The sequence below is a fragment of the Lyngbya sp. CCAP 1446/10 genome, from assembly GCF_026130175.1.
GTDB lineage: Bacteria > Cyanobacteriota > Cyanobacteriia > Cyanobacteriales > Microcoleaceae > Microcoleus.
In genome coordinates this window covers 100531-125482 of the sequence record NZ_JAIGNI010000001.1, presented here as the reverse complement: position 1 = coordinate 125482, position 24952 = coordinate 100531, and the positions used below count along the sequence as shown (strand labels likewise).

The 24952-nt window shown below is 47.3% G+C and carries 40 protein-coding genes; 36 read left to right on the top strand and 4 right to left on the bottom strand.

All coding sequences use genetic code 11. The features are described 5' to 3' along the window. Positions 1-32: 32 nt before the first annotated feature. Positions 33-608, bottom strand: coding sequence for an HD domain-containing protein (locus K4039_RS00665; RefSeq protein WP_265233183.1), 576 nt, complete (start codon positions 606-608; stop codon positions 33-35). A 65-nt stretch (positions 609-673) separates the two neighbouring features. Between K4039_RS00665 and K4039_RS00660 the strand changes: the two genes are divergently transcribed. The 6 genes from K4039_RS00660 (at position 674) to K4039_RS00635 (ending at position 4214) form a co-directional block, all read left to right on the top strand. Further along, positions 674-1261 carry a Uma2 family endonuclease gene (locus K4039_RS00660; protein ID WP_321161481.1) on the top strand — a complete coding sequence of 196 codons (588 nt, stop codon included), beginning with the start codon at positions 674-676 and terminating at the stop codon, positions 1259-1261. Positions 1262-1362: 101 nt separating this feature from the next. Next, positions 1363-1647, top strand: coding sequence for a DUF433 domain-containing protein (locus K4039_RS00655; RefSeq protein ID WP_265233182.1), 285 nt, complete (start codon positions 1363-1365; stop codon positions 1645-1647). Between the two features lie 11 nt (positions 1648-1658). After that, positions 1659-2024 carry a DUF5615 family PIN-like protein gene (locus tag K4039_RS00650; protein WP_265233181.1) on the top strand — a complete coding sequence of 122 codons (366 nt, stop codon included), beginning with the start codon at positions 1659-1661 and terminating at the stop codon, positions 2022-2024. A gap of 212 nt (positions 2025-2236) precedes the next feature. Next, positions 2237-2959 carry an FAD-dependent thymidylate synthase gene (gene thyX, locus K4039_RS00645; RefSeq protein ID WP_265233179.1) on the top strand — a complete coding sequence of 241 codons (723 nt, stop codon included), beginning with the start codon at positions 2237-2239 and terminating at the stop codon, positions 2957-2959. Between the two features lie 177 nt (positions 2960-3136). Next, positions 3137-3565: a dUTP diphosphatase gene (dut, locus tag K4039_RS00640; RefSeq protein WP_265233178.1), complete on the top strand. Its 429-nt coding sequence runs from the start codon at positions 3137-3139 to the stop codon at positions 3563-3565. A gap of 43 nt (positions 3566-3608) precedes the next feature. Continuing rightward, complete coding sequence (locus K4039_RS00635; RefSeq protein WP_265233177.1) at positions 3609-4214, top strand: dCMP deaminase family protein; 606 nt, start codon at positions 3609-3611, stop codon at positions 4212-4214. A 172-nt stretch (positions 4215-4386) separates the two neighbouring features. On the opposite strand, the gene K4039_RS00630 is transcribed toward K4039_RS00635, so the two are convergent. From K4039_RS00630 to K4039_RS00620, 3 genes are all read right to left on the bottom strand, one after another. Continuing rightward, entirely contained in the window at positions 4387-4893 is a 507-nt protein-coding gene (locus K4039_RS00630; protein ID WP_265233176.1) for a salt stress protein, Slr1339 family, read from the bottom strand. A 220-nt stretch (positions 4894-5113) separates the two neighbouring features. Beyond that, positions 5114-5719, bottom strand: coding sequence for a VWA domain-containing protein (locus K4039_RS00625; RefSeq protein WP_265233175.1), 606 nt, complete (start codon positions 5717-5719; stop codon positions 5114-5116). Between the two features lie 121 nt (positions 5720-5840). Continuing rightward, the gene (locus tag K4039_RS00620; protein ID WP_265233174.1) at positions 5841-6317 is read right to left on the bottom strand and encodes an NAD(P)H-quinone oxidoreductase subunit N; all 477 of its coding nucleotides are present in this window, start codon (positions 6315-6317) and stop codon (positions 5841-5843) included. 429 nt (positions 6318-6746) lie between these two features. Here K4039_RS00620 and rplC point away from each other — a divergent pair, with 429 nt between their 5' ends. The 30 genes from rplC to rpsI all read left to right on the top strand — a co-directional run bounded on the left by rplC (position 6747) and on the right by rpsI (position 24371). Beyond that, positions 6747-7382 (top strand): 50S ribosomal protein L3, encoded by a 636-nt coding sequence (gene rplC, locus K4039_RS00615; RefSeq protein ID WP_265233277.1) that lies wholly within the window; start codon positions 6747-6749, stop codon positions 7380-7382. 201 nt (positions 7383-7583) lie between these two features. After that, entirely contained in the window at positions 7584-8216 is a 633-nt protein-coding gene (rplD, locus tag K4039_RS00610) for a 50S ribosomal protein L4 (RefSeq protein ID WP_265233173.1), read from the top strand. Continuing rightward, positions 8209-8517, top strand: coding sequence for a 50S ribosomal protein L23 (locus K4039_RS00605; RefSeq protein ID WP_265233172.1), 309 nt, complete (start codon positions 8209-8211; stop codon positions 8515-8517). Before rplD ends, K4039_RS00605 begins: the two co-directional genes overlap by 8 nt. 159 nt (positions 8518-8676) lie before the next feature. Further along, a complete protein-coding gene (rplB, locus tag K4039_RS00600; RefSeq protein ID WP_265233171.1) occupies positions 8677-9540 on the top strand; it encodes a 50S ribosomal protein L2 in 864 nt (287 codons plus the stop codon). Beyond that, on the top strand, positions 9515-9766 hold the full coding sequence (locus K4039_RS00595; protein WP_265233284.1) for a hypothetical protein: 252 nt from the start codon (positions 9515-9517) through the stop codon (positions 9764-9766). Before rplB ends, K4039_RS00595 begins: the two co-directional genes overlap by 26 nt. Further along, a complete protein-coding gene (rpsS, locus tag K4039_RS00590) occupies positions 9672-9953 on the top strand; it encodes a 30S ribosomal protein S19 (protein ID WP_265233170.1) in 282 nt (93 codons plus the stop codon). Before K4039_RS00595 ends, rpsS begins: the two co-directional genes overlap by 95 nt. Positions 9954-10050: 97 nt before the next feature. Continuing rightward, positions 10051-10410 carry a 50S ribosomal protein L22 gene (gene rplV, locus K4039_RS00585; RefSeq protein WP_265233169.1) on the top strand — a complete coding sequence of 120 codons (360 nt, stop codon included), beginning with the start codon at positions 10051-10053 and terminating at the stop codon, positions 10408-10410. A 193-nt stretch (positions 10411-10603) separates the two neighbouring features. Beyond that, positions 10604-11332, top strand: a complete 729-nt coding sequence (rpsC, locus tag K4039_RS00580) for a 30S ribosomal protein S3 (RefSeq protein WP_265233168.1) — start codon at positions 10604-10606, stop codon at positions 11330-11332. A gap of 97 nt (positions 11333-11429) precedes the next feature. Next, positions 11430-11852 (top strand): 50S ribosomal protein L16, encoded by a 423-nt coding sequence (rplP, locus tag K4039_RS00575; protein WP_265233167.1) that lies wholly within the window; start codon positions 11430-11432, stop codon positions 11850-11852. Positions 11853-12002: 150 nt separating this feature from the next. Next, positions 12003-12284 (top strand): 50S ribosomal protein L29, encoded by a 282-nt coding sequence (gene rpmC / locus K4039_RS00570; RefSeq protein WP_265233166.1) that lies wholly within the window; start codon positions 12003-12005, stop codon positions 12282-12284. 42 nt (positions 12285-12326) lie between these two features. Continuing rightward, positions 12327-12575, top strand: a complete 249-nt coding sequence (rpsQ, locus tag K4039_RS00565; protein ID WP_265233165.1) for a 30S ribosomal protein S17 — start codon at positions 12327-12329, stop codon at positions 12573-12575. Between the two features lie 115 nt (positions 12576-12690). Further along, positions 12691-13059: a 50S ribosomal protein L14 gene (gene rplN / locus K4039_RS00560; RefSeq protein WP_193973611.1), complete on the top strand. Its 369-nt coding sequence runs from the start codon at positions 12691-12693 to the stop codon at positions 13057-13059. Between the two features lies 1 nt (position 13060). Further along, a complete protein-coding gene (gene rplX / locus K4039_RS00555) occupies positions 13061-13423 on the top strand; it encodes a 50S ribosomal protein L24 (protein ID WP_265233163.1) in 363 nt (120 codons plus the stop codon). A gap of 113 nt (positions 13424-13536) precedes the next feature. Then, on the top strand, positions 13537-14082 hold the full coding sequence (rplE, locus tag K4039_RS00550; protein ID WP_265233162.1) for a 50S ribosomal protein L5: 546 nt from the start codon (positions 13537-13539) through the stop codon (positions 14080-14082). A 22-nt stretch (positions 14083-14104) separates the two neighbouring features. Continuing rightward, positions 14105-14509 (top strand): 30S ribosomal protein S8, encoded by a 405-nt coding sequence (rpsH, locus tag K4039_RS00545; RefSeq protein ID WP_265233161.1) that lies wholly within the window; start codon positions 14105-14107, stop codon positions 14507-14509. 122 nt (positions 14510-14631) lie between these two features. Beyond that, on the top strand, positions 14632-15180 hold the full coding sequence (rplF, locus tag K4039_RS00540) for a 50S ribosomal protein L6 (RefSeq protein WP_265233160.1): 549 nt from the start codon (positions 14632-14634) through the stop codon (positions 15178-15180). A 2-nt stretch (positions 15181-15182) separates the two neighbouring features. Then, a complete protein-coding gene (gene rplR, locus K4039_RS00535) occupies positions 15183-15545 on the top strand; it encodes a 50S ribosomal protein L18 (protein WP_265233159.1) in 363 nt (120 codons plus the stop codon). Positions 15546-15744: 199 nt separating this feature from the next. Then, entirely contained in the window at positions 15745-16293 is a 549-nt protein-coding gene (rpsE, locus tag K4039_RS00530) for a 30S ribosomal protein S5 (RefSeq protein WP_265233158.1), read from the top strand. A gap of 144 nt (positions 16294-16437) precedes the next feature. Beyond that, entirely contained in the window at positions 16438-16884 is a 447-nt protein-coding gene (gene rplO, locus K4039_RS00525) for a 50S ribosomal protein L15 (RefSeq protein WP_265233157.1), read from the top strand. A 102-nt stretch (positions 16885-16986) separates the two neighbouring features. Then, a complete protein-coding gene (secY, locus tag K4039_RS00520) occupies positions 16987-18291 on the top strand; it encodes a preprotein translocase subunit SecY (protein WP_265233156.1) in 1305 nt (434 codons plus the stop codon). Between the two features lie 5 nt (positions 18292-18296). Further along, positions 18297-18878, top strand: a complete 582-nt coding sequence (locus K4039_RS00515; RefSeq protein ID WP_265233155.1) for an adenylate kinase — start codon at positions 18297-18299, stop codon at positions 18876-18878. 292 nt (positions 18879-19170) lie between these two features. Continuing rightward, positions 19171-19395, top strand: a complete 225-nt coding sequence (gene infA / locus K4039_RS00510) for a translation initiation factor IF-1 (protein WP_006276978.1) — start codon at positions 19171-19173, stop codon at positions 19393-19395. Positions 19396-19757: 362 nt separating this feature from the next. Continuing rightward, entirely contained in the window at positions 19758-19871 is a 114-nt protein-coding gene (rpmJ, locus tag K4039_RS00505) for a 50S ribosomal protein L36 (protein ID WP_015178722.1), read from the top strand. A gap of 83 nt (positions 19872-19954) precedes the next feature. Next, positions 19955-20338, top strand: coding sequence for a 30S ribosomal protein S13 (gene rpsM / locus K4039_RS00500; protein WP_265233151.1), 384 nt, complete (start codon positions 19955-19957; stop codon positions 20336-20338). A gap of 87 nt (positions 20339-20425) precedes the next feature. Continuing rightward, a complete protein-coding gene (rpsK, locus tag K4039_RS00495) occupies positions 20426-20827 on the top strand; it encodes a 30S ribosomal protein S11 (RefSeq protein WP_265233150.1) in 402 nt (133 codons plus the stop codon). Positions 20828-21001: 174 nt separating this feature from the next. Continuing rightward, a complete protein-coding gene (locus tag K4039_RS00490) occupies positions 21002-21946 on the top strand; it encodes a DNA-directed RNA polymerase subunit alpha (protein WP_265233276.1) in 945 nt (314 codons plus the stop codon). Positions 21947-22071: 125 nt separating this feature from the next. Continuing rightward, positions 22072-22422, top strand: coding sequence for a 50S ribosomal protein L17 (rplQ, locus tag K4039_RS00485; protein WP_242719721.1), 351 nt, complete (start codon positions 22072-22074; stop codon positions 22420-22422). Positions 22423-22451: 29 nt separating this feature from the next. Further along, on the top strand, positions 22452-23294 hold the full coding sequence (gene truA / locus K4039_RS00480; RefSeq protein WP_265233149.1) for a tRNA pseudouridine(38-40) synthase TruA: 843 nt from the start codon (positions 22452-22454) through the stop codon (positions 23292-23294). A gap of 208 nt (positions 23295-23502) precedes the next feature. Further along, entirely contained in the window at positions 23503-23958 is a 456-nt protein-coding gene (gene rplM / locus K4039_RS00475; protein WP_265233148.1) for a 50S ribosomal protein L13, read from the top strand. Continuing rightward, positions 23958-24371 (top strand): 30S ribosomal protein S9, encoded by a 414-nt coding sequence (gene rpsI, locus K4039_RS00470; RefSeq protein ID WP_194067224.1) that lies wholly within the window; start codon positions 23958-23960, stop codon positions 24369-24371. The genes rplM and rpsI overlap by 1 nt, the downstream gene beginning before the upstream one ends. Positions 24372-24952 lie beyond the last annotated feature (581 nt).

Here is a 24952-nt window from a genome sequence, read left to right as displayed (position 1 = left end):
ATTGGTAATTGGTAATTGGTAATTAGTGTTTTTTACCTTCTGCCTTCAGAAAACTGTTCTAATTCTAAAACTGTGCGGTCTAATTCTTCAACTAGAGGCGTTGATTCAGCTTTGCGGAATGCTTGTACCAAAGAACGATAGTACCAGAGAGAACCGTCTTTGCCGCCTTTAAAGCGTTCCCAAACCGAGTCGCCCAATTGACGGGAATCTTTGAGGATCGATCGCACATTATAAAGTTTATCAGCCGCCGAGACTAATCTGACCGAACCTGAAGCTGTGAGAAGGCGATCGATATAAGCTTGTTTGCGATCGCGCCAAGGGGGTTTCGGTGTCTCGTCGCTGTCGGTACAGCCGTCTACAATCGCTGTGACGGTATCGCCAAACCGACGGCGGATGGCTTCGCGAGTGGTGGGCCCGCCCTGATCTTCGATCGCATCGTGAAGCAAAGCTGCGATCGCCTCATCTTCCGAAGCCCCATACTCTAAAGCTATACTAGCAGTACCTAACAAATGAGCAATATACGGAACGCCGGAACCTTTGCGGATTTGAGTTGCGTGCAATTCGGCTGCATAGATAAGGGCTTCAGAAAAACGGTTTGAGAGTATCATTGCAATAGAGTATGTGTTGAGTAAAAGTATTGATTTGAATGTTTGACTAAAGCGAGGCAATCACGATGACAACTACTTTAATTTTATCAAAAATGTCTCAAAAAAACTCCGAAAATTTTACTGAAACACAACCCCAAAATATTATATCTTTGGAAGAATTTCTCGTCAAGCCGCCGGAGAGAATGGAGTGGGTTGACGGTAACTTAGTGGAGAAAACAGGCATGACATTTAAACACAGTCTGGCTCAATCTAAATTAGCCCGTTACTGGGGCAATTACAAAGACTCCAGCGGACAGGGAGGAGAAGTTCTTACCGAAATACTGTGCCGAACAGCTAAACAGGGCCGCCGTCCCGATGTCGCTTACATCACTCCCGAACTGCTGCCACCATCAGGCAATTTTACAGCATTTTCCCAAAGTTTTCCCCTAATTGCCGAAGTTGCTTCGCCTGAAGATAGCGCCGAGGAATTGTTTGCTAAAGCTCAGGAATATTTGGAATCTGGCTGTCAGGAAATCTGGCTGCTATTTCCTGAAGCGAGATTAGTATTTGTGAATGCAGGTCAAGGCTGGCGTTTGTTTAATGCCGATGAAGTAGTTAACACTCAAACTATACTTGCAGGTTTTAGTATGGCAGTTAGTGAATTGTTGGCTTGAGGAATTTAATCGATCGCGAATAATCCCAAAAACCCAGTTGATCCGAAAAATAAAATGATAAACTAGAAACGACTGAACTATAGCTGAGGACTTTGCAAATTATGCCAACTGCAACTGACATCGGTACATTAGTAACTCGTTCTGCCGAGATTAGCAGTCGTCCAATGATTGCGGGGACTAGAACTTCTGTTGCTAGAGTAGTAGTTATTTACAAACAAGGCGCAGCAGCCGAAGAGATTGCCCGTCGGATGAGTCATCTGAGCCTTGCTCAAGTTTATGCGGCTTTGGCTTACTATCATGCTAATCGTGATGAAATTGAGGCAGATTTAGCAGAGGAAGATGCTGAATACTGGAGACTGGCGACCTTACACAAAAACAAAGCTTAACAGGTTTGCAGATGAGTAAAATACTACTGTACATTGACGAAGACTCAATGGATGAAGACTTTTTACAAGCCTTGAGATCGCGTAATGTGGATGTACTGACGGTTGCTGATGTTGGAATGCTACATCGATCCGATGAAGAGCAGCTAGATTGGGCAAGAGAACATGGTCGGGTTATCTTTAGTTTCAACACTAGAGACTTTTACCGATTACACGCAACTCTGCTGGAGCAAAATTTGTCTCATGCAGGAATTATTTTGGCTCCGCAGCAGCGATACGGCATTGGTGATTTAATGCGCGGAGTTTTAAGGTTGATCAACACTAAGTCGTCCGCCGAGATGCAGGGACAATTAGAATTTCTCAGTGACTGGGTTTTATGAGAATGTGCGATCGCATTTGTGAATGCAGTCAAGGCTGGCGTTTATTTAATACGGATGAAGTTCTAAACACCCAAGCTGTACTTGCAGGTTTTAGCATCCCAGTTGGCGAATTATTAGCGTAAAAATAACTTGCCATAAATGCTCTTTTGTGAAACAATCTAGGATGTTGTAATGTCAAACCACCTACAGTTGGCATCAAAAATAAAAATCTCATGGACAGATTCAGAGTAGAAGTTATTTCTCAGACACCAAATCCTCAGCAAGTAGTTTATGCTGCACTCCATCAAGACTATACTGAGAATTTTGTATTTGACGAACGGGATTCGTGGCCATCAGAGGCAGAATGTGGCGAAGTAATTGTTAAAAGGCTCCTGGCGGGCGATCGTGGGCATTATGGCCCCTTAGAACATCCCCAAATTATTTTTAATTGCGGCTATTTTCCTCACAGTGTCATGCAGCAGGCGAGGACTCATCGTGTCGGAGTATCATTTGATGTTCAATCTCTACGCTACACGGGAAATCAATTTCTTGATGCCGCTGTCGGCAAAAAAGATATCGAAGATATTTTTTACCTGCGTCCAGTAGATTATTATACTGACCGGGAAGGCAAAAAATATTACTATTCTCCTGAACAAAGAGCAAAAGATTTAGAGTGGTGTCTAGAAGCTGCTAAACGTTACAAAATTGACTTCGATGGTGGGATGTCCGAGGAACACGCCAGAGGTAAATTACCCTTTGATTATCGTCAGCATTTTGTAGTCAGTTTCAATTTAAGGTCTTTTCTGCATTTTTCCGATTTGAGAAATAAGAAAAATGCTCAACTTGAAATTCAAAAACTCTGCGAAATGATGTGGCCTCATTTTGAAAGTTGGGCTCCGGGCATAGCTAAGTGGTACACAGCTACTCGTCTGGGAAAAGCAAGGCTAGCCCCGTAAGATGATTGCCTTTTCTGGCTAATTGCGTAGGCCAGAAACCGGGTTTTTTAAGCAAATTTAGCTAAAAACCCTCAATATCTGTAAAAAACCCGGTTTCTTGAGCTTTGTGTGTAAAAAGTCGGGTATCTCAAACAAGAAAATTTCAGGTTGACTAAAATCAAGTAAACAGCAAACAAAATGAAATTAAAAATTCTGCAACTCCATGAATTAGCGATAATTCCCCAATACGCCCATGAATCTGATGCTGGACTAGACTTATTTTCTATAGATGAATTAGAAATTAATCCCGGAGAAAGTAAGTTAATTCATACAGGTATATCCATAGAATTACCTGAAAAAACTGAGGCTCAAATTCGTCCCCGAAGTGGTTTAGCTCTCAATCACAAAATCACTGTGCTCAATGCACCAGGTACAATAGATGAGGGCTATCGAGGCGAAATCGGAGTGATCTTAATCAATCACGGTCAAACTTCATTTAAGGTGACAAGAGGCATGAAAATTGCTCAAATGGTAATAGCGCCAGTAATTCGCGTTGAGATTGAAGAAATTAAAATGTTAAGTTCGAGTTCTAGGGGAGATCAGGGATTTGGATCAACTGGACTCTGACAATAAATTCTCGTTGCGATAAAGTTCTCATTCTAAATTTTAAATGAACAATACACCAGACAACTACGAACCACCTCACAGACCAAATTGGGACGAATATTTTTTAATGTTAGCAAAATTAGCTGCTACTCGATCGACTTGTTTGGCTTTTCCCGTCGGCGCGGTAATCACGAAAAACAGGCAAGTGCTAGCTACGGGTTACAACGGTTCGCCGTCAGGATCCTTACACTGTACGGCTCAAGGCTTCTGCTATCCCGGTTTGAGCAGTTGCGATGCTAGTAAAACTTTGCCGTCGCGGGCGGTTCACGCTGAAGCAAATGCGATCGCCGCTGCTGCAAAACATGGCATATCTACCGCTGGTGCTAGCATTTACGTCACCTTAGAACCCTGCATTTATTGTTTGAAATTAGTCATTTCTGCTGGGATTCGGGAAGTGTTTTATGAAACAGGTTTTAACAGCGGAGAAAAAGCTGAATTGAGAGATTCTTTTATCGCTGAAGGTATTGTTGAGTTTACACAAATTAAGCTATCTGAAGATACAGCAAAAAAGGGGGCTCTATTTCTACTGAATCCTACATCAGTGCTAAAAGAAGAACGGGCGGTTGAAACCGCGTCTATACAAACAAAACCCGGATGGTGCGCGGGTTGAAGATTAGACAAGATTGTATAAATCTTTGATTGATCAGTCAACCGCAGATTTAACGCAGATAGTTTGCGACTTTTGCAAGAGGTCTACTCAACGGTTAAAATGACGTTATTTTCTTCAGTCAGCGGAGGCGGACATCGTTTGATAAGAAGCGGTTGAAACCGCCGTCTGCATCTCAATCAAACTCATTCACAACTTGCAAATAGTCGATCGCCGCATCTATCCTGGAAGAATACTTAAAAGCAAACTGATCGAACCAATATCTCTCATCGGAATTCTTATCCAAATTTTTCAGCCAAACTTGAGCTTGCCTAACTTTTTGTCTGTGCGTTTGTACTTCCAACTCCGGCTGCGTAACCTTTGCGGCTGGCCGCGGTTCCAGTGCAGTCACTTCCTGAGCTTTGTTTTGTGCTTCGTGCTCAGGCTTAAGCGGTTCCAGTGCAGCCACTTCCTGAGATTTATTTTGTGCTTCGTACTCAGCCTTAATTTGGGCTAAATCCTTGTCTAAAGTACCAGCATACAAATTTAGATCTGATGTTTTAACTGTTGGATTTGACCGCACTGTTGCTGGTGGCAAAGGCGCTTGGGCTGGCACTGGTGGCTGATTTTTCAACTCAGCTTTTTTTTGAGATGCTTGATATTCTGCCTTAAGTTCAGCTAACAGGCGATCGATCGATTCCATGACTTAAAACCCCCTAAAAAATGCTGTTGCGCCAACTAACACAAATACAATCGCGCGAAGTTGACCAGAAAGAATTGGTTTAAAGCCGGAACCCTTGTAGGGAGAAATTAAAAGCAGACTATTACATCACTCCAATCCTCTTCCTTCTAGGTAGAGGTCGCCCTCAAGCTGTCAACTGTCAACTGTCAACTATCAACTGTCAACTGAATAAACCGCTTTCTCAATCAGTTATTGCATTCAGCAATACTTCCGTCAGGGTCATTCCTTCAATATCATCCATCGTCACAGTATCAACGATATCGAATTTAGCCCCGGCGCTTTGCAGTTCGTCATCCAATATCTTGAGAAACTTAGTAGCTTCTGGGGCATTCCCTACTTGAATGAAGGAAATCGCCAGCTCTTCATCTCGATCGAGCTTCCGCGATGCTTCTATAATCGTTTTCATTACTTCTTTGCGATCGTCCGGTTCCCCGTCCGTCACCACTAATATTGTTTTCCCATTTTGCTTAGTCTTACCGGATGCTTTGCGCTGAAAATAACTGTTCAGAGCGTCTTGGAGAACCGCCGCCAAATTTGTAGTCCCGGAAGGTTCGTTTTCTAGGAATATTTGCACGACTTTAGCTGCTGTTACGTTGTCGTAGCGTTTGAAACGACCGGAAAACAAATAAACTGTTATGCCATCAGGGTCAAGTTCTTCGCATTTATTCGCCAGTGCGATCGTCGATTCTTGCATCAGCGCCCAGCGACTTTTCCCGCCCATTTGGTCTTTCGTGTACATACTGCCGCTTTTGTCAATGATTATTGTATAATCGCGGTTCTGAAGCATATTATTTTTCCTGTTAATTAAGAAGTTTTTCCCAAAAAGAGCAAAACCAGCGAGCCTAAGCTGTTGAGCTTGATTTGCTCGCTGCGTTTTTTAGTTGATGTGCGATCGCCAATACCGGAATTTAAGCTGCAACTAAAGCATCTTTAAGCGGCTTCCAGGTAAAAGTGCGATCGCCCCCCATCTCTACTGCTATTTTAACTCGCGGTTCTAGCGTCGGCAAAACAGTCAAATACTCAACTTCCTGACTAGACAAAATCTGCCCTTCAATAATCCAGAGTACCAGTCCTTTTGCTTTCGGTGGCAAATTATCTAATTGAGTTTGCAACATCGGCGGCACGTAGTAGGTATAACCCACAGCCCCTTCGTTGCCAGTAGTTTTCTTGCCCAAATGCGGCGGCCGCACCCCATGAATCCCCGTCAAATACATCGCCAAATCGCCCAAGCCCCGCGCCGTAATCGTGTACGCACCGTAGCCTTTTGCCCTCAGCCTGCGCAGGTAGCGCCCCTCAAATCCTCCCTCTAAAGGAACGTACAGGGCCAGCGACCCCGACTTTTCCAAATCCCGAATCATATCCGCACCAGTGGTAATCAGTCCCATAAATTTGTCTTGCCTGTGGTTTTACATTTGGTCGATCGCAGGAGAGCGAGCTTAAAGTATTATAAATGCTAAAGCTGAGGCGAAAAGTTATCAAGATAGGCCTTGACAAACTGCAAACACTTCATGTAGTGTTATTAGTTGGCGCTGTCAAGGATACTGAGTAGATTACTATTCAAGTCCTAGCCCAAACAAGCAAGACCGAAATAAAAGTCGGAGATAGAACAGGCAAAAAGCCTCGAATCTCAACCCTTGCAAGACTTCCACAAGCTCCCAAATTTAAAATTCAAATTTTAAACACCGAGGAAAGCTGTTGGTTGATAACAGTTAATTGCGGAAACACTGAAATAGATGTTTCTGCACAAGAGCAAGCGGATTGACGTAAACTTCGTAATCCGAAACCTCTTGCGTAAACAAAAGGAAGAAAAATCCGTGTCTGTAGGCATTCTTGGCACTAAACTAGGCATGACTCAAGTGTTTGACGCTGAAGGGAGAGCAATCCCCGTCACCGTCATACAAGCAGGGCCTTGTACAGTAACTCAAATCAAAACAAAACAAACTGATGGCTACGGTGCCATTCAGATTGGATACAGTGAAGTCAAACCAAAGGCTCTCAACAAGCCAGAATTGGGACATCTTGCCAAGTCGGGGGCGAATCCATTGCGCCACTTGCAGGAATACCGCTTGGAAGACACCAGTTCCTTTGAATTAGGCCAACAGCTAAACGCTGATGCCTTTACACCGGGACAGATAGTAGATGTCATCGGTACAAGCATCGGTAAAGGTTTTGCAGGCTTTCAAAAGCGCCACAACTTTAAACGAGGCCCCATGTCTCACGGTTCTAAAAATCACCGCGAACCTGGATCGATCGGGCCTGGAACAACTCCCGGTCGTGTTTATCCCGGTAAAAGAATGGCGGGACGTATGGGCAACGTTCAAGTCACCGTCCGCAAACTCACAATTGTCCGGGTGGATACAGAGCAGAATCTGTTGCTAATTAAGGGAGCAGTTCCCGGAAAAGCTGGCGCTTTAGTCAATGTTGTGCCTGAGAAAAAAGTAGGACGTTAGTCAGTAGCCAGTAGTCAGTAGTCAGTAGTCAGTAGTCAGCAGTCAGTAGTCATTAGTTGGCGGTTAGCAGTCAGCAATAACTAAGAACTAAAAGCTGAAAACTAAGAGCTAATAACAGACAACAGACAACAGACAACTAAAAACAGACAACAGAAAACTCAAAAACAGACAACAAACACAAAGCGACAAAGGACAAAAGATATGGTTAACTGTGTAGTGCGAAATTGGCAAGGCGAAGAAGTTGGAGAAACAACTTTAGAGCTTCGCGTAGCCAAAGAAGAAAATGCGTCTCACGTTGTTCACAGAGCATTGACGCGGCAAATGAATAACGCCCGTCAAGGCAATGCTTGCACCAAAACGAGAGCGGAAGTCAGAGGCGGTGGCCGCAAACCCTGGCGTCAAAAAGGTACCGGCCGAGCCAGAGCAGGTTCGATCCGTTCTCCACTGTGGCGTGGCGGCGGTGTCATCTTCGGGCCAAAACCGAGAGACTTTGAAGTCAAAATGAACAAGAAGGAACGCCGTCTCGCTTTGCGGACAGCATTCTTCAGTCGTACCGAAGACATGATTGTGGTTGAAGAATTTGCAGAGCAATTTCCGAGACCGAAAAGCAAAGAACTGCTGAGTGCGATCGCCCGTTGGGGTATCGACTCCAATAAAAAAGTTCTGTTAATCTTGCCAGAACCGCAACTCAACGTTTACTTGTCAGGACGCAACATCGAATTAGTCAACGTCATCTTGGCAACTTCCCTGAATGTTTACGACGTTCTTGCGGCTGACAAAATTATCGTTACATCTACAGCCATAGCTAAAATTCAGGAGATTTACGGTGAGTAAAATCGACCCCCGCGACTACGCAGATTTGATCCAGCGTCCGATTCTCACCGAGAAAGCTACCCGAATGATGGAATTAAATCAATTCACATTCGACGTAGCCCCGAAAGCGACCAAACCTCAAATCAAAGCTGCAATCGAAGAGCTATTTAAGGTTAAAGTCACCGCTGTCAACACCCAAAACCCGCCGCGCAAAAAGCGTCGAGTTGGTAAATTCGTCGGTTTTAAACCTTGTTACAAGCGAGCAACCGTCACTTTGCTAGACGGAGACTCGATCCGCAAACTCCTATTCCCAGAAGTTTAGCCAATTTTGGATTTTAGATTTTAGATTAAAGAATTGCAGTTAGCTAGTGCAAATTCCCCATCTAGGAAACTGGCAAGTTAACTGATTAATCCCAAATCTAAAATCTAAAACCGCAAAGTCCAAAATCCCAAGTCTAAAATCTAAAATCTAAAATCGATTATGGGCATTCGTTCTTACCGACCTTATACCTCTAGTACCCGAGAAAAGACCGTCTCGGACTTTGCTGAAATTACGAGATCAGAACCAGAAAAGTCTCTAACCAGCAACAAGCACACCAAACAAGGCCGCAACAACCGAGGCGTCATTACCTGTCGCCACCGGGGAGGCGGTCACAAACGGCTTTATAGAACGATCGACTTCCGCCGCGACAAACACAGCATTCCTGCTACTGTCAAGGCGATCGAGTATGACCCCAACCGCAACGCCCGCATCGCCCTCCTGTTCTATAAAGACGGCGAAAAACGGTACATTCTGCACCCGCTCAACTTAAACGTCGGTACAGTAATTGTCTCAGGCCCAGACGCGCCGATCGAAATCGGCAACGCCCTACCCCTGAAAAACATTCCCCTCGGTACCAGCATCCACAACGTCGAGCTAGTACCAGGTAAAGGCGGACAAATCGTCCGTTCCGCAGGCTCCAGCGCTCAGCTAATGGCAAAAGAAGGTACCTACGTCACCCTCAAACTGCCATCCGGTGAACAACGCAAAGTCCGCGCCGACTGCTACGCTACGATCGGTCAAGTTGGCAACACAGACGCGAGAAACGTCAGCCTCGGTAAAGCCGGTCGCACCCGCTGGAAAGGCCGCAGACCAACAGTTCGTGGTAGTGCCATGAACCCGGTAGATCACCCGCACGGTGGTGGCGAGGGCAGAGCGCCCATCGGGCGTCCAGGGCCAGTCAGTCCTTGGGGAAAACCAGCATTGGGTGCCAAGACTCGAAGCAAGAACAAGCGCAGCGACTCTTTAATCGTTCGGCGCCGCCGCAAATCTTCCAAGCGTGGCAAGGGCGGCAGACAAAGTTAAGGAAGAAGGAAGAAGGAAGAAGGAAGAAGGAAGAAGGAAGAAGGAACAACGAAAAAGTTTTCCGTGCTCTTTTATTCCTGCAACTTTCTTCCCAATTCAATTCCAACTACTAATTACTAATTACCAAAATCATGTCTCGATCGTTAAAAAAAGGCCCGTTTGTCGCAGATCATCTGATGACAAAGATCGAAAAGCTCAATGCCGCAGGCCAAAAACAAGTAATTAAAACTTGGTCGCGATCTTCCACAATCCTGCCCCAAATGGTAGGTCACACGATCGCAGTTCACAACGGCAAACAGCACGTCCCAGTCTACCTGACAGACCAAATGGTCGGTCACAAACTCGGAGAATTCTCCCCCACTCGCACCTTTAGAGGTCACGCGAAAAGTGGTGATAAAAAGGCCAAAAGATAGCCTAATTAGGTGACAGGTAATAGGTAAGCGGAAAAACTTTTCCCCAATTACCAATTACCTTTTCCCCAATTACCATTTACCAATTACCCAAATCGAAATGGCTATAGATACCACATCCGAAATTAAGGCGATCGCCCGTTACATCCGAACATCGCCCTTCAAAGTGCGCCGAGTCCTCGACCAAATTCGCGGCAAAAGCTACCAAGAAGCGCTGATTTTACTCGAATTCATGCCCTACCGCGCCTGCGAACCAATTGTCAAAGTTTTGCGATCGGCAGTAGCCAACGCCGAACACAACGCAGGATTGGACAAAAGCAAGCTCGTAGTCTCTCAAGCTTACGCAGACCAAGGCCCAGTCCTCAAACGCTTTAGACCACGCGCTCAAGGTCGCGCCTACCAAATCCGCAAGCCAACTTGCCACATTACGGTAATAGTTGCTCCGATCGCAGAAGACTAAACCAGGGAAAACGTAATAGGTAATAAACAGCTTAAAGTAGAAAAAATAGGTAATCACCAATTACTTTTCTTCAAGGCACGGAAATCACGGAGTGGCAGACAGTTGTTTTTTACTTCTTTCTTCTTCCTTCTTCCTTCTTCCTTCTTCCTTCCCTGTTACCAATTACCAATTACCAATTAACTCATCAAATATTATGGGCCAAAAAATACATCCAATTGGTTTTCGCCTCGGCATTACCCAAGAGCACCGCTCTCGCTGGTTTGCTGACCCGAAAAACTATCCAGAACTCTTGCAAGAAGACTTCAAAATTCGCAAGTACGTCCGCAAAACCCTCAGCAATGCTGGCATTTCTTCGGTCAGAATTGAACGCAAAGCCGATCAAATCGACCTAGAAGTATTCACCGCCAGACCGGGCGTTGTCGTAGGCCGCGGCGGAGCAGGTATCGAAACCTTGCGCGTCGGTTTGCAACAACAACTTGGCAGCAATCGCCAAATTCGCATCAACGTCGTCGAAGTTCAACGAGTAGATGCAGATGCCACGCTGATCGCAGAATACATCGCCCAGCAACTAGAACGGCGCGTATCCTTCCGCCGAGTAGTCCGCCAAGCAATCACCCGCGCTCAAAAAGTCGGCGTCCAAGGCATCAAAATTCAAGTCAGCGGACGCCTCAACGGCGCAGAAATCGCCCGTACCGAATGGACGCGCGAAGGCCGAGTCCCCTTGCACACGCTGCGGGCCGACATCGACTACTCCTACTGCACCGCTCAAACCATCTACGGTATTCTGGGTATTAAAGTTTGGGTATTCAAAGGCGAAATTATTCCCGGACAGGAACAAGAATCCGCACCGAATGCAGCAGTGCCCCGGACTAAACAAAAGCGCCGCCGTCAGAACTTTGAAGATCGATCGAACGAAGGCTAACAGTCAATTGACAGTTGACAGTTGACAGTTGACAGCGAAGGGCGAGTAAGTTCGTGCTGTCTGCTATACCGATTACCAATTACTGAATTCCCTAGCCATGTTAAGCCCTAAAAGAACAAAATTCCGCAAACAACAGCGCGGGCGAATGAGCGGTATTGCCACCCGCGGCAACTCAGTTAGCTTTGGCGACTTCGCACTCCAAGCGATCGAACCCGCCTGGATCACTTCCCGCCAAATAGAAGCCGGACGGCGCGCCATGACCCGCTATATTCGCCGGGGCGGCAAAATCTGGATTCGCATTTTTCCCGACAAACCAGTCACCCAGCGCGCAGCAGAAACCCGGATGGGTTCCGGTAAAGGCGCACCTGAGTTTTGGGTAGCCGTGGTCAAACCCGGCCGGATTATGTTTGAAATTGGTGGTGTAACCGAAGAAATTGCCCGCGAAGCAATGCGTTTAGCATCTTTCAAATTACCGATTAAAACCAAGTTCATCACCCGCGCGGAAGACCCGTCATCGTGATAATCGAAGGTAGAATTAGGTCGGCATTGGTTAAAATTTTAAAGGGCTACAGCAATTTAAAATCTGCCATTCATCACTTTTCTGTCCTTCGACCTTCAGGATTTAGACAATTCTGTCGTCACTAGACCGCTAACGAGAAAGCACACAATTATGTCTTTGCCCAAGATTAAAGAAGCTAGAGAATTAAGCGATGCAGCACTAGCAGAGCAAATTTTAGCCGTCAAGCGCCAACTAATGGAATTGCGGCTTCAGCAAGCTACTGGCCGCATGGAAAAGCCTCACCTGTTCAAGCACGCCAAACACCGCGTCGCTCAATTGATGACAGTTGAACGCGAGCGCCAAGTCGCTGCTGATGCACAAGCTACTGCTGAAAAATTAGCCGCATCTCAAGCAGCCGCAGAAGCAGCTCCAACCGAAGTCAGCCCAGAGTGAGCAGCTCAAAAAAACTCAATCGCACAACAAAGATAGGTAGCTATGGCAGTTAAAGAACGAGTTGGCGTAGTAGTCAGCGACAAGATGGATAAAACCGTCGTGGTAGCAATCGAAAACCGCTCTTCCCACACCAAATACGGCAAAATTGTAGTCCGCACCAAGCGCTACAAAGCTCACGACGAAGAGAATAAGTGCAAATCGGGCGATCGCGTCCGCATCACCGAAACTCGCCCCTTGAGCAAAACCAAACGCTGGATGGTTGCTGAGATTTTCGGTGCAAAAAATGGCTAACAGTTAATTTCTAATTGCTCGCGTAGTGCGATCGGCTTTCTCCAGCGATCGACCATCCATTAGCAATTAGCAGTTAGCAGTTAGTAAGCATCAAATTACCTTTTCCCCAATCACCATGATTCAACCCCAGACATACCTCAATGTCGCCGACAATAGCGGAGCTCGTAAGCTCATGTGCATCCGCGTATTGGGAGGCGGCAACCGCCGCTACGGCGGAGTCGGCGATGTCATCATTGCCGTCGTCAAAGACGCCATCCCCAATATGGCAGTCAAAAAATCCGATGTCGTCAGAGCCGTCATTGTCAGAACCCGCAAAGCTTTACGTCGCGACAGCGGCATGAGCATTCGTTTTGACGACAACGCCGCCGTGATTATCAATCCCGAAGGCAACCCCAAAGGCACTCGCGTTTTCGGGCCAGTCGCCCGCGAACTCCGCGACAAAAACTTTACTAAAATCGTTTCCTTAGCCCCAGAGGTACTTTAAAATGTACGGAAAAAAGGGTAAACCAACTAGCGAGCCGCAGCGCTACAGAATGCACGTCAAAGCAGGCGACACCGTGCAAATAATTACTGGCAAAGAGAAAGGAAAAGTCGGAGAAATCTTAAAGACATATCCTAAAGTCAGCAAAGTAATTGTTAAAGGCGTAAATATCAGAACCAAGCACGTCAAGCCCCAACAAGAAGGGGAATCGGGAAAAATCGTCACATTTGAGGCTCCCATTCACAGCTCAAATGTGATGCACTATTCCGAAAAAGAGAAAATCGCCAGCCGCGTCTGCTATACATTTAGTGAGGATGGCCGTAAACTGCGACAACTCAAAAAAACCGGAGAAATTCTGGATAATTAGTCATTAGTCCTTAGTCATTAATTGGCAACTAACAACTGGCAACTAACAACTGACAACTGACAAAGAACAATTCCCTGACCAAGCCCAGGGACAGTTAACGAAACACAAAAACTATGCCGGACAAACTCAAAGTTCTTTATCAAGGAAAAATCGTTCCGAAACTGATGGATCAGTTTCAATATACTAATATCCATCAGGTTCCCAAACTCGTCAAAGTTACCGTGAACCGCGGTTTGGGAGAAGCATCTCAAAATGCTAAGGCACTCGATTCGTCGCTCAGCGAAATTGCCATCATCACCGGGCAAAAACCCGTGGTGACGCGGGCGAAAAAGGCGATCGCAGGCTTCAAAATCCGCAAAGGAGTACCAGTCGGCGTGATGGTAACGCTGCGTGGCGATCGGATGTACGATTTTCTCGATCGGCTGATCAACCTCGCACTCCCCCGCATCCGCGACTTCCGCGGCATCAGTCCCAAAAGCTTTGACGGGCGCGGCAACTACAGCTTGGGTCTGAGAGAACAGCTAATCTTTCCAGAAATAGAATATGACCGCATCGATCAAATTCGAGGCATGGACATTTCAATTATCACCACAGCAAATACCGACGAAGAAGGACGTGCCTTGCTTAAAGAAATGGGAATGCCGTTCCGGGACAACTAAGCACTAGAGTAAGAAGCAAAAGATGGCAGCTAACGATACCATAGCAGATATGTTGACGCGCATTCGCAATTCTTGCATGGCGCGCCACCAAACAACACAGATTCCAGCTACAAAAATGACCCGTAGCATCGCCCAAGTTCTCAAAAACGAAGGCTTTATCAGCGAATTTGAAGAAGCAGAACCAGAAGGGATTAAGCGAACTATAGTGCTTTCTTTAAAGTACAAAGGTAAAACTCGCAAGCCCATTATCACGGCACTTAAGCGAGTCAGCAAACCAGGACTTCGCGTTTACTCGAACCGCAAAGAACTGCCCAGAGTATTAGGAGGAATTGGCATTGCCATTATCTCCACCTCCAGCGGCATTATGACCGATAGAGAAGCCCGACGCCAAGGTTTGGGCGGTGAAGTGCTTTGTTATGTTTGGTAGTCATTAGTCATTAGTCATTAGTCACTGGTCATTGGAAACAGACTCAAGAATCAATCACTAAGGACTAATAACTAAAGGCTAATAATCAAGGACTAATAACTAAAAACAAAGGACAAAAAAATATGTCGCGAATTGGCAAGCGTCCGATTAGCATCCCCACCAAAGTCACCATCACCCTAGACGGTCAAAAAGTAGCCGTCAAAGGCCCTAAAGGTGAACTTTCCCGAGTAATCCCAGCCGAAATCGTCATGGGACTCGAAGGTGAGACTTTACTCGTTACCCGCCGAGACGAATCTCGCGTCGCCAGACAACTGCACGGCCTCTGCCGCACCCTAGTCGCCAACATGGTCGAAGGTGTCTCCGCAGGTTTTCAGCGTCGCCTAGAAATTATCGGCACAGGTTATCGGGCACAGGTTCAAGGACGGAACCTGATTTTAAACGTCGGTTACAGTAAGCCAGTTGAAATGCCCCCTCCAGAAGGCATCACAGTGGCAGTTGAAGGCAACACCAACGTCATTGTCTCCGGCATTGACAAAGAACTCGTAGGCAACACAGCAGCCCGCATCCGCGCGGTGCGTCCGCCCGAAGTTTACAAGGGCAAAGGCATTCGCTACAGCGGCGAAGTCGTCCGTCGCAAAGCTGGTAAAACAGGCAAAACAGGTAAGAAGTAAACATGAAGCTTACTCGCAAAGAATCAGTCCACCGCAGACACCGCCGCGTGCGGCGCAAGGTATTCGGCACCGCCGAACGTCCCAGATTAGCGGTATTTCGATCGTCCAATCACATCTACGCTCAAGTAATCGACGACACGGCACAGCACACTTTGGCTGCTGCGTCAACCCTCGACCCAGAACTGAAGTCAGATCTCAGTTCTGGCAGCAACTGCTCCGCGAGCGTCCAAGTCGGTCAGTTGATTGCCAAACGCTGTTCCAGCGCTGGCATAGCTAAAGTCGTCTTCGATCGCGGAGGCAACCTCTATCACGGTCGCGTCAAAGCCCTCGCAGATGCAGCTCGCGAAGCCGGGTTAGAATTTTAGGAAGCAGGAAGTTCGGCAACGGATTGTGTAACGGATGTAACGGATAGCAGGAATCAGGAATCTCGAATCTCGAATCAAATTCTTATTTTTTTAGATAAAGAAAGAAGAAACAATCGAGAACAAAATTCTGAATTCCTAATTGTTAATTTCTACTTGCCAACAACCAGTTAGCAATCTTCAATTCCCACAACACAAAACTATGGCAGAACAAAAAGAACAGCGCAACAAGAAAAAAAGCAGCAGTAACAACAAAGGGCGCGAAAAAGAATCCGAATGGCAAGAACGAGTTGTTCAGATTCGTCGCGTTACCAAAGTAGTCAAAGGTGGTAAAAAACTCAGCTTCCGCGCCATAGTCATCATCGGCAACGAACGCGGTCAAGTTGGAGTGGGAGTCGGCAAAGCTAGCGACGTAATCGGTGCCGTTAAAAAAGGCGTTGCTGACGGCAAAAAGCACCTAATTGAAGTCCCCCTCACCAAAGCTAACTCCATCCCTCACCCGATCAACGGTGCAGGTGGCGGAGCCAAAGTAATGATGCGTCCGGCAGCACCCGGAACCGGCGTAATTGCAGGGGGAGCAGTGCGAACTGTTCTCGAACTAGCAGGAGTCCGCAACATCTTAGCCAAACAGCTAGGTTCCGGAAATCCCTTAAACAACGCCAGAGCAGCAGTCAACGCTCTCTCAACCCTCCGCACCTTGTCCGAAGTTGCTCAAGAACGCGGAATTCCAGTAGAAAACCTCTACGGTTAGGGCATAGAGCATGGGAAACCGTAAGTTTTGAGTGTTAAGTGCTGGCGTTGAGAATCAAAAATCCGCAACTCAAAACTCACGCACTCAAAACTACTGCGCACCCGCTCTCTAAATACCAATTACCAATTACCAATTACTAAAACTATGAGATTGCAAGACGCCCGACCCAAAGCAGGCTCCCAAAAGCGCCCCCGACGCTTAGGCAGAGGTATTTCTGCCGGTCAAGGCGCGAGCTCCGGTAAAGGGATGCGCGGTCAAAAAGCTAGAGCCGGTAGTGGCACTAGACCCGGTTTTGAAGGTGGTCAAAATCCTCTTTATCGTCGCCTGCCCAAGCTGAAAAGCTTCCCTTTAGTGAACCGCAAAGAGTACACTATCATTAATGTAAGTAAATTAGCATCCTTGCCAGCAAACACAGAAGTTACTCTCACCTCTTTGATTCAAGCAAAAATTGTCACGACAGACGATGGGCCGCTGAAAATATTAGGAGATGGCGAATTGAATGTGGCCTTGCAAGTGCGCGCCAAGGCTTTTACCGCAGGTGCTCGCACCAAAATTGAAGCCGCCGGCGGAAGTTGCGAATTAATTGCATGAAGATTTGAGGTTTGAGAAGATGTCCAAATCTCAAATCCTCAAGCTGGCTATCAGAAAATCATTTAGTCGAAAATCCCAAATCTAAAATCCAAAATCGTAACTATGGACGTTAGTAGAGAAAAAGCGCCAACTGCACAAGAGACATTCATGCAGATGGCTCAAGCAGCTGGTCTGCGGGGCCGCATCCTCGTCACCATTGGCTTATTGATTTTAGTGCGCCTGGGTGTCCACTTGCCAGTCCCCGGCATCGATCGCGCCGCCTTTGCCCAAAACGTCCAAAACAGCCCTTTAATTGGCTTTTTGGACTTGTTTTCAGGAGGTGGGCTATCAGCTTTGGGGATTTTCGCGCTGGGGATTTTGCCCTACATTAATGCTTCAATTATCGTGCAACTTCTAACTGCGGCTCTGCCCAGTTTAGAAGATATGCAGAAAAATGATGGAGAAGCAGGGCGACGCAAGATTTCTCAAATTACTCGCTACGTTTCTTTGGGCTGGGCTATTCTGCAAAGCGTTGGCATTGCGATTTGGGTCAGTCCTTTTGCTCAATCTCCGGGACCTTTTTTCATCCCACAAACAGCTTTGGCTCTCACAGCCGGCTCGATGTTTGTGATGTGGATATCGGAAGTGGTGACGGAACGAGGTATTGGGAACGGAGCCTCGCTGTTGATATTTATCAACATTGTGTCGGTTTTGCCGCGTTCTTTGGGACAAACGTTTGAGTTGGCTCAAAGTGGCGACACGCAAGTTGTCGGCCGTGTAGTGGTTCTGCTGCTGGTCTTTTTGGTGACGATTGTCGGGATTGTTTTTGTTCAGGAAGGTACTCGTCGCATTCCGATTATTTCTGCCCGTCGCCAAGTCGGTCGCAAGGTTTATCGGGAGAGTCGCAGTTATCTACCCCTGCGCTTAAATCAAGGCGGAGTGATGCCGATTATTTTTGCATCTTCGGTGTTGATTGTGCCTTCTTTCCTCGCTCAGTCTCTCAATCAGCCGTTTTTGGTTCAAGTTGCTAATGTGTTGAGTCCGAACGGCCCGGCGCCTTGGGCTTACGCGCTGTTTTATCTGACTTTGATTCTGTTCTTCAGCTATTTTTACGCTTCGTTGATTGTCAACCCCGTAGATATGTCTCAGAACTTGAAGAAAATGGGCGCCAGCATCCCTGGAATTCGTCCTGGTCAGAAAACCAGCGATTATGTGGAGAAGGTTTTGAACCGTTTGACTTTCTTGGGAGCGATTTTTCTCGGTCTGGTGGCCATTGTACCAACGGCTGTAGAAAGTGCGATCGGCGTCCAAACTTTTAGAGGGTTTGGTGCAACTTCCCTACTAATTCTAGTGGGTGTGGCGATCGAAACGGCTAAGCAAATTCAAACTTACGTCATCTCCCAGCGATATGAAGGAATGGTGAAGTAATCGCAATGCAACTGATTTTTATGGGGCCTCCAGGGGCAGGAAAGGGAACTCAGGCTCAGGTTTTAGCAGCTCTCTGGAAAATACCCCACATTTCTACGGGTGACATCCTCCGCGCCTGCGTGGTAGCGAAAACTCCCTTGGGTTTAAAAGCCCAAGCCTACATGGATGCTGGTGATTTGGTTCCCGACCAGTTATTGATGGATATCGTACAAGAACGCATGAATCAACCAGATGCTAGTTCTGGCTGGATTCTAGACGGATTTCCCCGCACTGTGCCACAAGCAGCGTTTTTTGACAAACTACTCTGTGATGTTAGCGGTGCTGGGGGAACGTCTGGTAAGGACTGCGCTCTCAGAGCTGTCAATTTGGACGTACCTGACGACATTTTGGTGGCTCGCCTGCTGTCGCGGGGGCGCCAGGATGACAATGAGGAGACGATCCGCCGTCGGTTGCAAGTTTATCGCGAGCAAACTGAGCCTTTAATTGCTTTTTACCGCGCCCGCGAACAGTTGGTTGCGGTTGATGGCGATCGCGATATGGAAGTAGTCACCGCAGAACTGCAACAAGCTCTCTCTGGCGACTCTTGAACCCTCTCAATAGGGCTTGTTACTTACAAGCTTTTGCTAAGATGTGTTAACTAGGAGCTTTTTGTGCTATAGGGTTTGGTGAGGGTTGCTAGAAACAGGATTGAACTCGATACTACTTGCCACAACTTTACTCCAGTAAAGCTGAAGCGATCGGTTAATTAAGTCAAGCAGTCGATCGAGTTACCCGAATTATTGCCCCGTGCCCCTTCGACTCCTGCTTTGTAAATAGGTTTTGAAGCAAACGCCGGGACACTCCTAGTTAATCAAATGTAGAGTTGAGGTAAATACCAAATTGTCTAAGCAAGATTTAATTGAAATGGAAGGGACAGTGACGGAATCACTGCCGAATGCGATGTTTCGCGTTGACCTAGATAATGGGTTTAACGTTCTAGCTCACATTTCCGGTAAGATCCGCCGCAACTACATCAAAATTCTGCCTGGCGATCGCGTCAAAGTTGAATTAACTCCCTACGACTTGACCAAAGGCAGGATTACTTATCGCCTTCGGAAAAAATAGGCTTAGATAAAACTTTCTAAAAACTAATTCTAAGTTTAATTAGAGAGAATTTGGTAAAAAGCTTCAAATTTATGCTATAATGCTACGTTTGTAGTGTTGCCGAGAAGGCCGTCAACAACCCAGCGGCGTACCGGGTTAAGTCATTGCTACGCCGTTTAAGTATCGCTCGTCCACATTTTTGTGCAGGCGAACTTTACCCAGCAATGGGAGTGGGTGCAAGCGAGCTCCTTCATAAAACAACCCGCACTTTATACAATTTAATCGAGGAGAGGTCTACACCTTGCCCAGCCTCTCCTCCCACCGCTCTACGGGCCAGCGTGCCTGCTCTCCGGTAGAGCGGGGTTCTCCAGGCAGGAAGAAAGATGAAAGTTCGAGCATCTGTCAAAAAAATTTGTGAAAAATGTCGCGTCATCCGCCGTCGCGGTCGAGTGATGGTGATATGCACTAACCCGAAACACAAACAGCGCCAAGGTTAGAAAACAGGAAGATTGGGATCTGCACACAGGTGCTGCCTAATTCAACATTGTAGCCAAACAGGAAAACTAGGGAGACAAAAAGTGTGGCACGGATTGCCGGGGTAGACCTTCCACGCGATAAGCGCGTCGAAATAGGTCTGACATACATTTACGGAATAGGCCTGTCGCGGGCCCAAAAAATTATCGCTGCAACAGGCGTCAATCCTGACACTCGCGTCAAGGATTTAACAGAGGCCGACGTGACCATTCTACGGGCTCACGTAGAAAGCACCTACCAAATCGAAGGAGACCTCCGGCGCTGGGAGTCAATGAACATCAAGCGCCTGATGGATATCGGGACTTACCGCGGTCGCCGTCACCGTTTGGGTCTGCCGGTGCGGGGTCAACGAACCCGTACCAACGCCAGAACCCGTCGAGGCGTCCGCCGTACAGTGGCGGGCAAGAAAAAAGCACCGTCCAAGAAATAACAGCAGTTTGCAGGAAATTTATGTTCCTGCCGACTGTTTCCTCGCCTTTGGGGAGACTAATTCAATGAAAACGATAAAGAGACTAATATGCCGCCACGACAACAGACAGGCAAGAAATCTGGTGCAAAAAAGCAAAAACGTAACGTACCGAATGGGGTAGGCTACATCCAGTCTACCTTTAACAATACGATCGTAACTATTACCGACCTTAACGGCGAAGTAATATCCTGGGCATCAGCAGGTTCCAGCGGTTTTAAAGGAGCTAAAAAAGGTACTCCCTTTGCAGCTCAAACAGCAGCAGAAAGTGCAGCCCGCAGAGCCAATGACCAGGGAATGCGTCAAATAGAAGTAATGGTGAGCGGGCCCGGAGCAGGTCGAGAAACTGCAATTCGGGCGCTGCAAGGGGCGGGACTAGAAATTACCCTGATTAGAGATGTTACCCCAATTCCTCACAACGGCTGTCGCCCTCCCAAGCGGCGTAGAGTCTAAAACGATTTGAGATTTTAGATTTTAGATTTTGGATAATGGCTAACTGCTTAAAGTGAAAAAATAATGCTTCTAACTGTTGCCCCGTCCATCCAAAATCCGAAATCCGTTCAGGGGTATGCTCTGCAATCTAAAATCCAAAATCAAAAATCCAAAGTGGAAAAGGGAGGTCACTCTGTGGCGCAGTTTCAGATTGAATGTATAGAGTCTAATACTGACAAAGACCGGAGTCAGTACGGTAAATTTGTCCTGGAACCGCTCGATCGCGGTCAAGGAACAACTGTCGGGAACGCGCTTCGGCGAGTCCTGATGTCAAATCTGGAAGGAACGGCAGTAACTTCAGTGCGTATCGCGGGTGTCAATCACGAGTTTGCCACGATCGAAGGGGTACGTGAGGATGTTCTGGAAATTCTCCTGAACATGAAGGAGGTTGTTCTCAAAACTCATTCTCAGCAGCCGCAAATCGGCAGGTTGCGGATTGAGGGGCCAGTCACAGTTACTGCCGATCGATTCGATTTGCCCTCTGAGGTGGAATTGATCGATAAATCGCAGTATATTGCGACTCTCTCTCCGGGTTCTGTTCTGGAAATGGAATTCAGAATTGAAAAAGGCATCGGATACCGAGCGGTAGACCGCACTCGCGATGATGGGTCGGCTTTGGATTTTCTCCAAATTGACGCTATCTTTATGCCGATTCGCAAGGTTAACTACAGTGTTGAAGATGCTCGGCTGGGCGGCACTGTCGAGAAAGATCGATTGGTGATGGAAATCTGGACTGATGGCAGTGTGACTCCTCAAGAAGCTCTGAGTCAGTCTGCCCATATCTTGGTAGATTTGTTTGCTCCTCTCAAAGATATCACCCAAGATTCTCTGAAACCAGAGTACCCAGGTGAGGCCGATCCTACGAGCCAAATCCCGATCGAGGAATTACAGTTGTCTGTCCGGGCTTACAACTGTCTCAAGCGGGCTCAGATTAATTCAGTTGCAGACTTATTGGATTATACCCAAGAAGACTTGCTCGAGATTAAGAACTTCGGGCAGAAATCCGCAGAGGAAGTGATTGAAGCTTTACAAAAACGCTTGGGCATAACTTTGCCTCAGGAAAAATCAGCTAAAAGTTAATCAACGGGTAACGGGTAAAGCTGTTCGGAATTTTAAGTGGGTGAGTTCTTGGGTTCAAGAATTCACGGCTCAAAACTCGCGGACTATCCCTACGCCCAATTACCAATTACCAATTACTAACTGCTATGCGCCACCGCTGTCGCGTTCCTCAACTTAGCAAACCGGCTGACCAGCGCCGCGCCCTACTGCGTTCGCTGACTACCGAATTAATCCGCCACGGTAAAATCACTACTACTCTTGCCCGCGCTAAAGCGCTGCGCTCAGAGGCGGACAGGATGATTACTTTGGCCAAAGATGGCTCCTTGGCCGCTCGTCGGCAAGCTATGGGCTATATCTATGACAAACAGTTGGTGCACGCCTTGTTTGAGGCTGCCCAAGAACGGTACGGCTCGCGCAATGGGGGCTATACCCGTGTAGTGCGAACTGTCCCCCGTCAAGGAGACAATTCCGAAATGGCGATCGTTGAACTGGTTTAATGCAATTTTGGGTTGGAGATTTTTGATTCATGACTAACAATCCAAAATCCCCAATCGAAAATCCCCGATCGATGCAGCGCGTTGCTCTGGTGATCCAATACCTCGGCACTGACTTTCACGGTTGGCAGCGACAGCCGAACCAGCGTACAGTACAAGAAGAAATTGAAACAACAATATCGAATGTGCTGGAACGGCCGGTAACGCTGTACGCCGCCGGGAGAACTGATGCGGGAGTTCACGCCGCTGCTCAAGTAGCCCATTTTGATGCTGATGGCCCAATTCCGGCTCACCGCTGGGCAAGCGTTCTCAACTCTCGACTGGCAAAAGATATTTTAATTCGAGCTTCGGCAAAGGTGGAACCTACCTGGCACGCTCGGTTCTCAGCCAGTTGGCGGCGCTATCGCTACACCCTTTATACAGACCCGATTCCTAATTTGTTTGTGCGTCCTTATGCTTGGCACTGCTACCACGCGCCTGTGGACGAATCTTTGATTCAGGCCGCTTTGACACCGCTAATCGGGCGGCATCACTTGGCGGCTTTCCACCGCGCGGGGTCTGCCCGCCCCCATTCTTGGGTGGACGTACAAGCAGCAGAGTGTCACCGTTCTGGGCCTCTTATCTATATTGAGGTTCAGGCGAGCGGGTTTCTGTACGGGATGATGCGGCTGCTGGTGGGGTTGCTGGTGCAGGTGGGTCGGGGGGAAAGACCGATCGACAATTTCACAGATATCTGGGTCAACGAACGCCGAGAAATGGTAAAATACGCCGCTCCCGCTCAAGGTTTATGCCTGCTGCGGGTTGGCTATTCAGAATTTCCCTTTCCCCCAGATGTTTGGTACGACACTCAGCCAAAATTAGTCATTAGTCAGTAGTCAGTAGTCAGTGGTCAGTAGTCAGTGGTCAGTGGTCAGTGGTCAGTGGGTAACTACGAAAAATAAAAAACTAATTACTGACAATTGCCAACTGACAACTAACAATTGATAACAACTAACAATTGATAACAACTGACAATTGCCACCTAACAACTAACAACTGACCACTGCCAACTGCCAACTGCCAACTAACAACTAACAATTACCAATGAACAAAACTTACGTCCCTACTAAAGACTCCCTAGAGCACAAGTGGTACGTGGTCGATGCCGCCGATCAGCGGCTGGGCCGTCTGGCAACTGAAGTTGCCACGCACCTCCGGGGGAAACACAAACCCACTTACACTCCTTCAATGGATACCGGCGACTTCGTAATTGTCATCAATGCTGACAAAATTGCTGTTACTGGGAAAAAACGTACCCAGAAAATCTACCGCCGCCACTCTGGTAGACCGGGCGGTATGAAAACAGAAACTTTTGCAAAATTGCAAGCACGTTTGCCCGAAAGAATTGTTGAAGAAGCTATCCGAGGAATGCTGCCTCACACTTCTCTGGGCAGACAACTGTTTACGAAGCTGAAGGTGTACGCTGGCCCTAACCACCCGCACCAAGCTCAACAACCAGAAGAGTTAATTATTCACACGATTCCGGGAGGAAATGACTAATGCAAGCAACAGATACATCCGGCCGCGCTGTGTACTGGGGTACCGGTCGCCGCAAGTGTTCCGTAGCGCGGGTACGTTTGGTTCCCGGCACTGGCATACTGACTGTCAATGGTAAAGAGGGGGATTTGTACCTGCAATTCAACCCTACTTATTTGGCTCTTGCTAAGGCTCCTCTGGAAACTTTGGGTCTGGAAAATGAGTATGATATTTTGGTCAAAGTCGAAGGCGGCGGGCTGACAGGTCAGGCTGACTCGATTCGCTTGGGTGTCGCTAGAGCGCTTTGTCAATTAGACCCGGACAACCGGAAGCCTCTGAAGACTGAAGGCTATTTGACTCGTGACCCACGGGCTAAAGAACGCAAAAAGTACGGTTTGCGGAAAGCTCGGAAAGCTCCTCAATACTCGAAACGGTAATCGAAGGAAGAAAGCCGTTCGACTACACTCAGGAACCGAAAAAGGAAGAAGGAAGAAGGCAAAATTATCCAGATTTTATCTTCCTTTTTTTTTCAATTCTCTTTCTGATTGCTGATTCCGAAAGATATAAGGCAACAAAATTCCTGGTGTTGTTAGTACGCAAGTCCGATGACCAAATAAATGGGACTCAAGCCCCGTGCTTCTAGCACGGCTTTCTGATACGATGTGGGTGGGACTAATCCATAACCCCCACCGGACAGTGAAGGCTCCAGTACGTTGCAAGACCGAAGTAGAGAGTGGACTTCTGAAGACCGGGAAGCCGAAGGGCAATGCGTTGCAGCCTGAAAGCAAAAAAACAGTTAATTGCATGGTGTTTCATTAGTCGCGGGCGGGCAGTTCGAGACTCAAAATGGACGTTGAGAGCGTGTAAGACCTCTTTGGAGGCTGTGCTTGATGAAGCGTCAACCCCATTCAGCGACCGCATCCTGTTCGTAGGTTGTGGCGTGGTGAGGAATCTCTGTGGCTTTAGCCCGGAGAGGATGTCAAAGCTAAAATGGTTGTAAAGTCAAAAATTAGAGAGT

What these genes read in the sequence shown, in the direction of transcription:
- rplX (WP_265233163.1), top strand. Translation starts at nt 13,061, where the DNA reads ATGTACGGAAAAAAGGGTAAACCAACTAGCGAGCCGCAGCGCTACAGA.
- rplD (WP_265233173.1), top strand. Translation starts at nt 7,584, where the DNA reads ATGGTTAACTGTGTAGTGCGAAATTGGCAAGGCGAAGAAGTTGGAGAA.
- rpsI (WP_194067224.1), top strand. Translation starts at nt 23,958, where the DNA reads ATGCAAGCAACAGATACATCCGGCCGCGCTGTGTACTGGGGTACCGGT.
- rplO (WP_265233157.1), top strand. Translation starts at nt 16,438, where the DNA reads ATGAGATTGCAAGACGCCCGACCCAAAGCAGGCTCCCAAAAGCGCCCC.
- secY (WP_265233156.1), top strand. Translation starts at nt 16,987, where the DNA reads ATGGACGTTAGTAGAGAAAAAGCGCCAACTGCACAAGAGACATTCATG.
- dut (WP_265233178.1), top strand. Translation starts at nt 3,137, where the DNA reads ATGAAATTAAAAATTCTGCAACTCCATGAATTAGCGATAATTCCCCAA.
- K4039_RS00630 (WP_265233176.1), bottom strand. Translation starts at nt 4,893, where the DNA reads ATGGAATCGATCGATCGCCTGTTAGCTGAACTTAAGGCAGAATATCAA.
- rpmJ (WP_015178722.1), top strand. Translation starts at nt 19,758, where the DNA reads ATGAAAGTTCGAGCATCTGTCAAAAAAATTTGTGAAAAATGTCGCGTC.
- rplR (WP_265233159.1), top strand. Translation starts at nt 15,183, where the DNA reads ATGAAGCTTACTCGCAAAGAATCAGTCCACCGCAGACACCGCCGCGTG.
- K4039_RS00665 (WP_265233183.1), bottom strand. Translation starts at nt 608, where the DNA reads ATGATACTCTCAAACCGTTTTTCTGAAGCCCTTATCTATGCAGCCGAA.
- K4039_RS00625 (WP_265233175.1), bottom strand. Translation starts at nt 5,719, where the DNA reads ATGCTTCAGAACCGCGATTATACAATAATCATTGACAAAAGCGGCAGT.
- rplN (WP_193973611.1), top strand. Translation starts at nt 12,691, where the DNA reads ATGATTCAACCCCAGACATACCTCAATGTCGCCGACAATAGCGGAGCT.
- K4039_RS00620 (WP_265233174.1), bottom strand. Translation starts at nt 6,317, where the DNA reads ATGGGACTGATTACCACTGGTGCGGATATGATTCGGGATTTGGAAAAG.
- rplE (WP_265233162.1), top strand. Translation starts at nt 13,537, where the DNA reads ATGCCGGACAAACTCAAAGTTCTTTATCAAGGAAAAATCGTTCCGAAA.
- truA (WP_265233149.1), top strand. Translation starts at nt 22,452, where the DNA reads ATGACTAACAATCCAAAATCCCCAATCGAAAATCCCCGATCGATGCAG.
- rplQ (WP_242719721.1), top strand. Translation starts at nt 22,072, where the DNA reads ATGCGCCACCGCTGTCGCGTTCCTCAACTTAGCAAACCGGCTGACCAG.
- thyX (WP_265233179.1), top strand. Translation starts at nt 2,237, where the DNA reads ATGGACAGATTCAGAGTAGAAGTTATTTCTCAGACACCAAATCCTCAG.
- rplM (WP_265233148.1), top strand. Translation starts at nt 23,503, where the DNA reads ATGAACAAAACTTACGTCCCTACTAAAGACTCCCTAGAGCACAAGTGG.
- K4039_RS00655 (WP_265233182.1), top strand. Translation starts at nt 1,363, where the DNA reads ATGCCAACTGCAACTGACATCGGTACATTAGTAACTCGTTCTGCCGAG.
- K4039_RS00515 (WP_265233155.1), top strand. Translation starts at nt 18,297, where the DNA reads ATGCAACTGATTTTTATGGGGCCTCCAGGGGCAGGAAAGGGAACTCAG.
- rpsH (WP_265233161.1), top strand. Translation starts at nt 14,105, where the DNA reads ATGGCAGCTAACGATACCATAGCAGATATGTTGACGCGCATTCGCAAT.
- rpsQ (WP_265233165.1), top strand. Translation starts at nt 12,327, where the DNA reads ATGGCAGTTAAAGAACGAGTTGGCGTAGTAGTCAGCGACAAGATGGAT.
- rpsS (WP_265233170.1), top strand. Translation starts at nt 9,672, where the DNA reads ATGTCTCGATCGTTAAAAAAAGGCCCGTTTGTCGCAGATCATCTGATG.
- rplV (WP_265233169.1), top strand. Translation starts at nt 10,051, where the DNA reads ATGGCTATAGATACCACATCCGAAATTAAGGCGATCGCCCGTTACATC.
- rpmC (WP_265233166.1), top strand. Translation starts at nt 12,003, where the DNA reads ATGTCTTTGCCCAAGATTAAAGAAGCTAGAGAATTAAGCGATGCAGCA.
- K4039_RS00650 (WP_265233181.1), top strand. Translation starts at nt 1,659, where the DNA reads ATGAGTAAAATACTACTGTACATTGACGAAGACTCAATGGATGAAGAC.
- rpsC (WP_265233168.1), top strand. Translation starts at nt 10,604, where the DNA reads ATGGGCCAAAAAATACATCCAATTGGTTTTCGCCTCGGCATTACCCAA.
- K4039_RS00635 (WP_265233177.1), top strand. Translation starts at nt 3,609, where the DNA reads ATGAACAATACACCAGACAACTACGAACCACCTCACAGACCAAATTGG.
- K4039_RS00660 (WP_321161481.1), top strand. Translation starts at nt 674, where the DNA reads ATGACAACTACTTTAATTTTATCAAAAATGTCTCAAAAAAACTCCGAA.
- rpsE (WP_265233158.1), top strand. Translation starts at nt 15,745, where the DNA reads ATGGCAGAACAAAAAGAACAGCGCAACAAGAAAAAAAGCAGCAGTAAC.
- rplP (WP_265233167.1), top strand. Translation starts at nt 11,430, where the DNA reads ATGTTAAGCCCTAAAAGAACAAAATTCCGCAAACAACAGCGCGGGCGA.
- rplB (WP_265233171.1), top strand. Translation starts at nt 8,677, where the DNA reads ATGGGCATTCGTTCTTACCGACCTTATACCTCTAGTACCCGAGAAAAG.
- rpsK (WP_265233150.1), top strand. Translation starts at nt 20,426, where the DNA reads ATGCCGCCACGACAACAGACAGGCAAGAAATCTGGTGCAAAAAAGCAA.
- rplF (WP_265233160.1), top strand. Translation starts at nt 14,632, where the DNA reads ATGTCGCGAATTGGCAAGCGTCCGATTAGCATCCCCACCAAAGTCACC.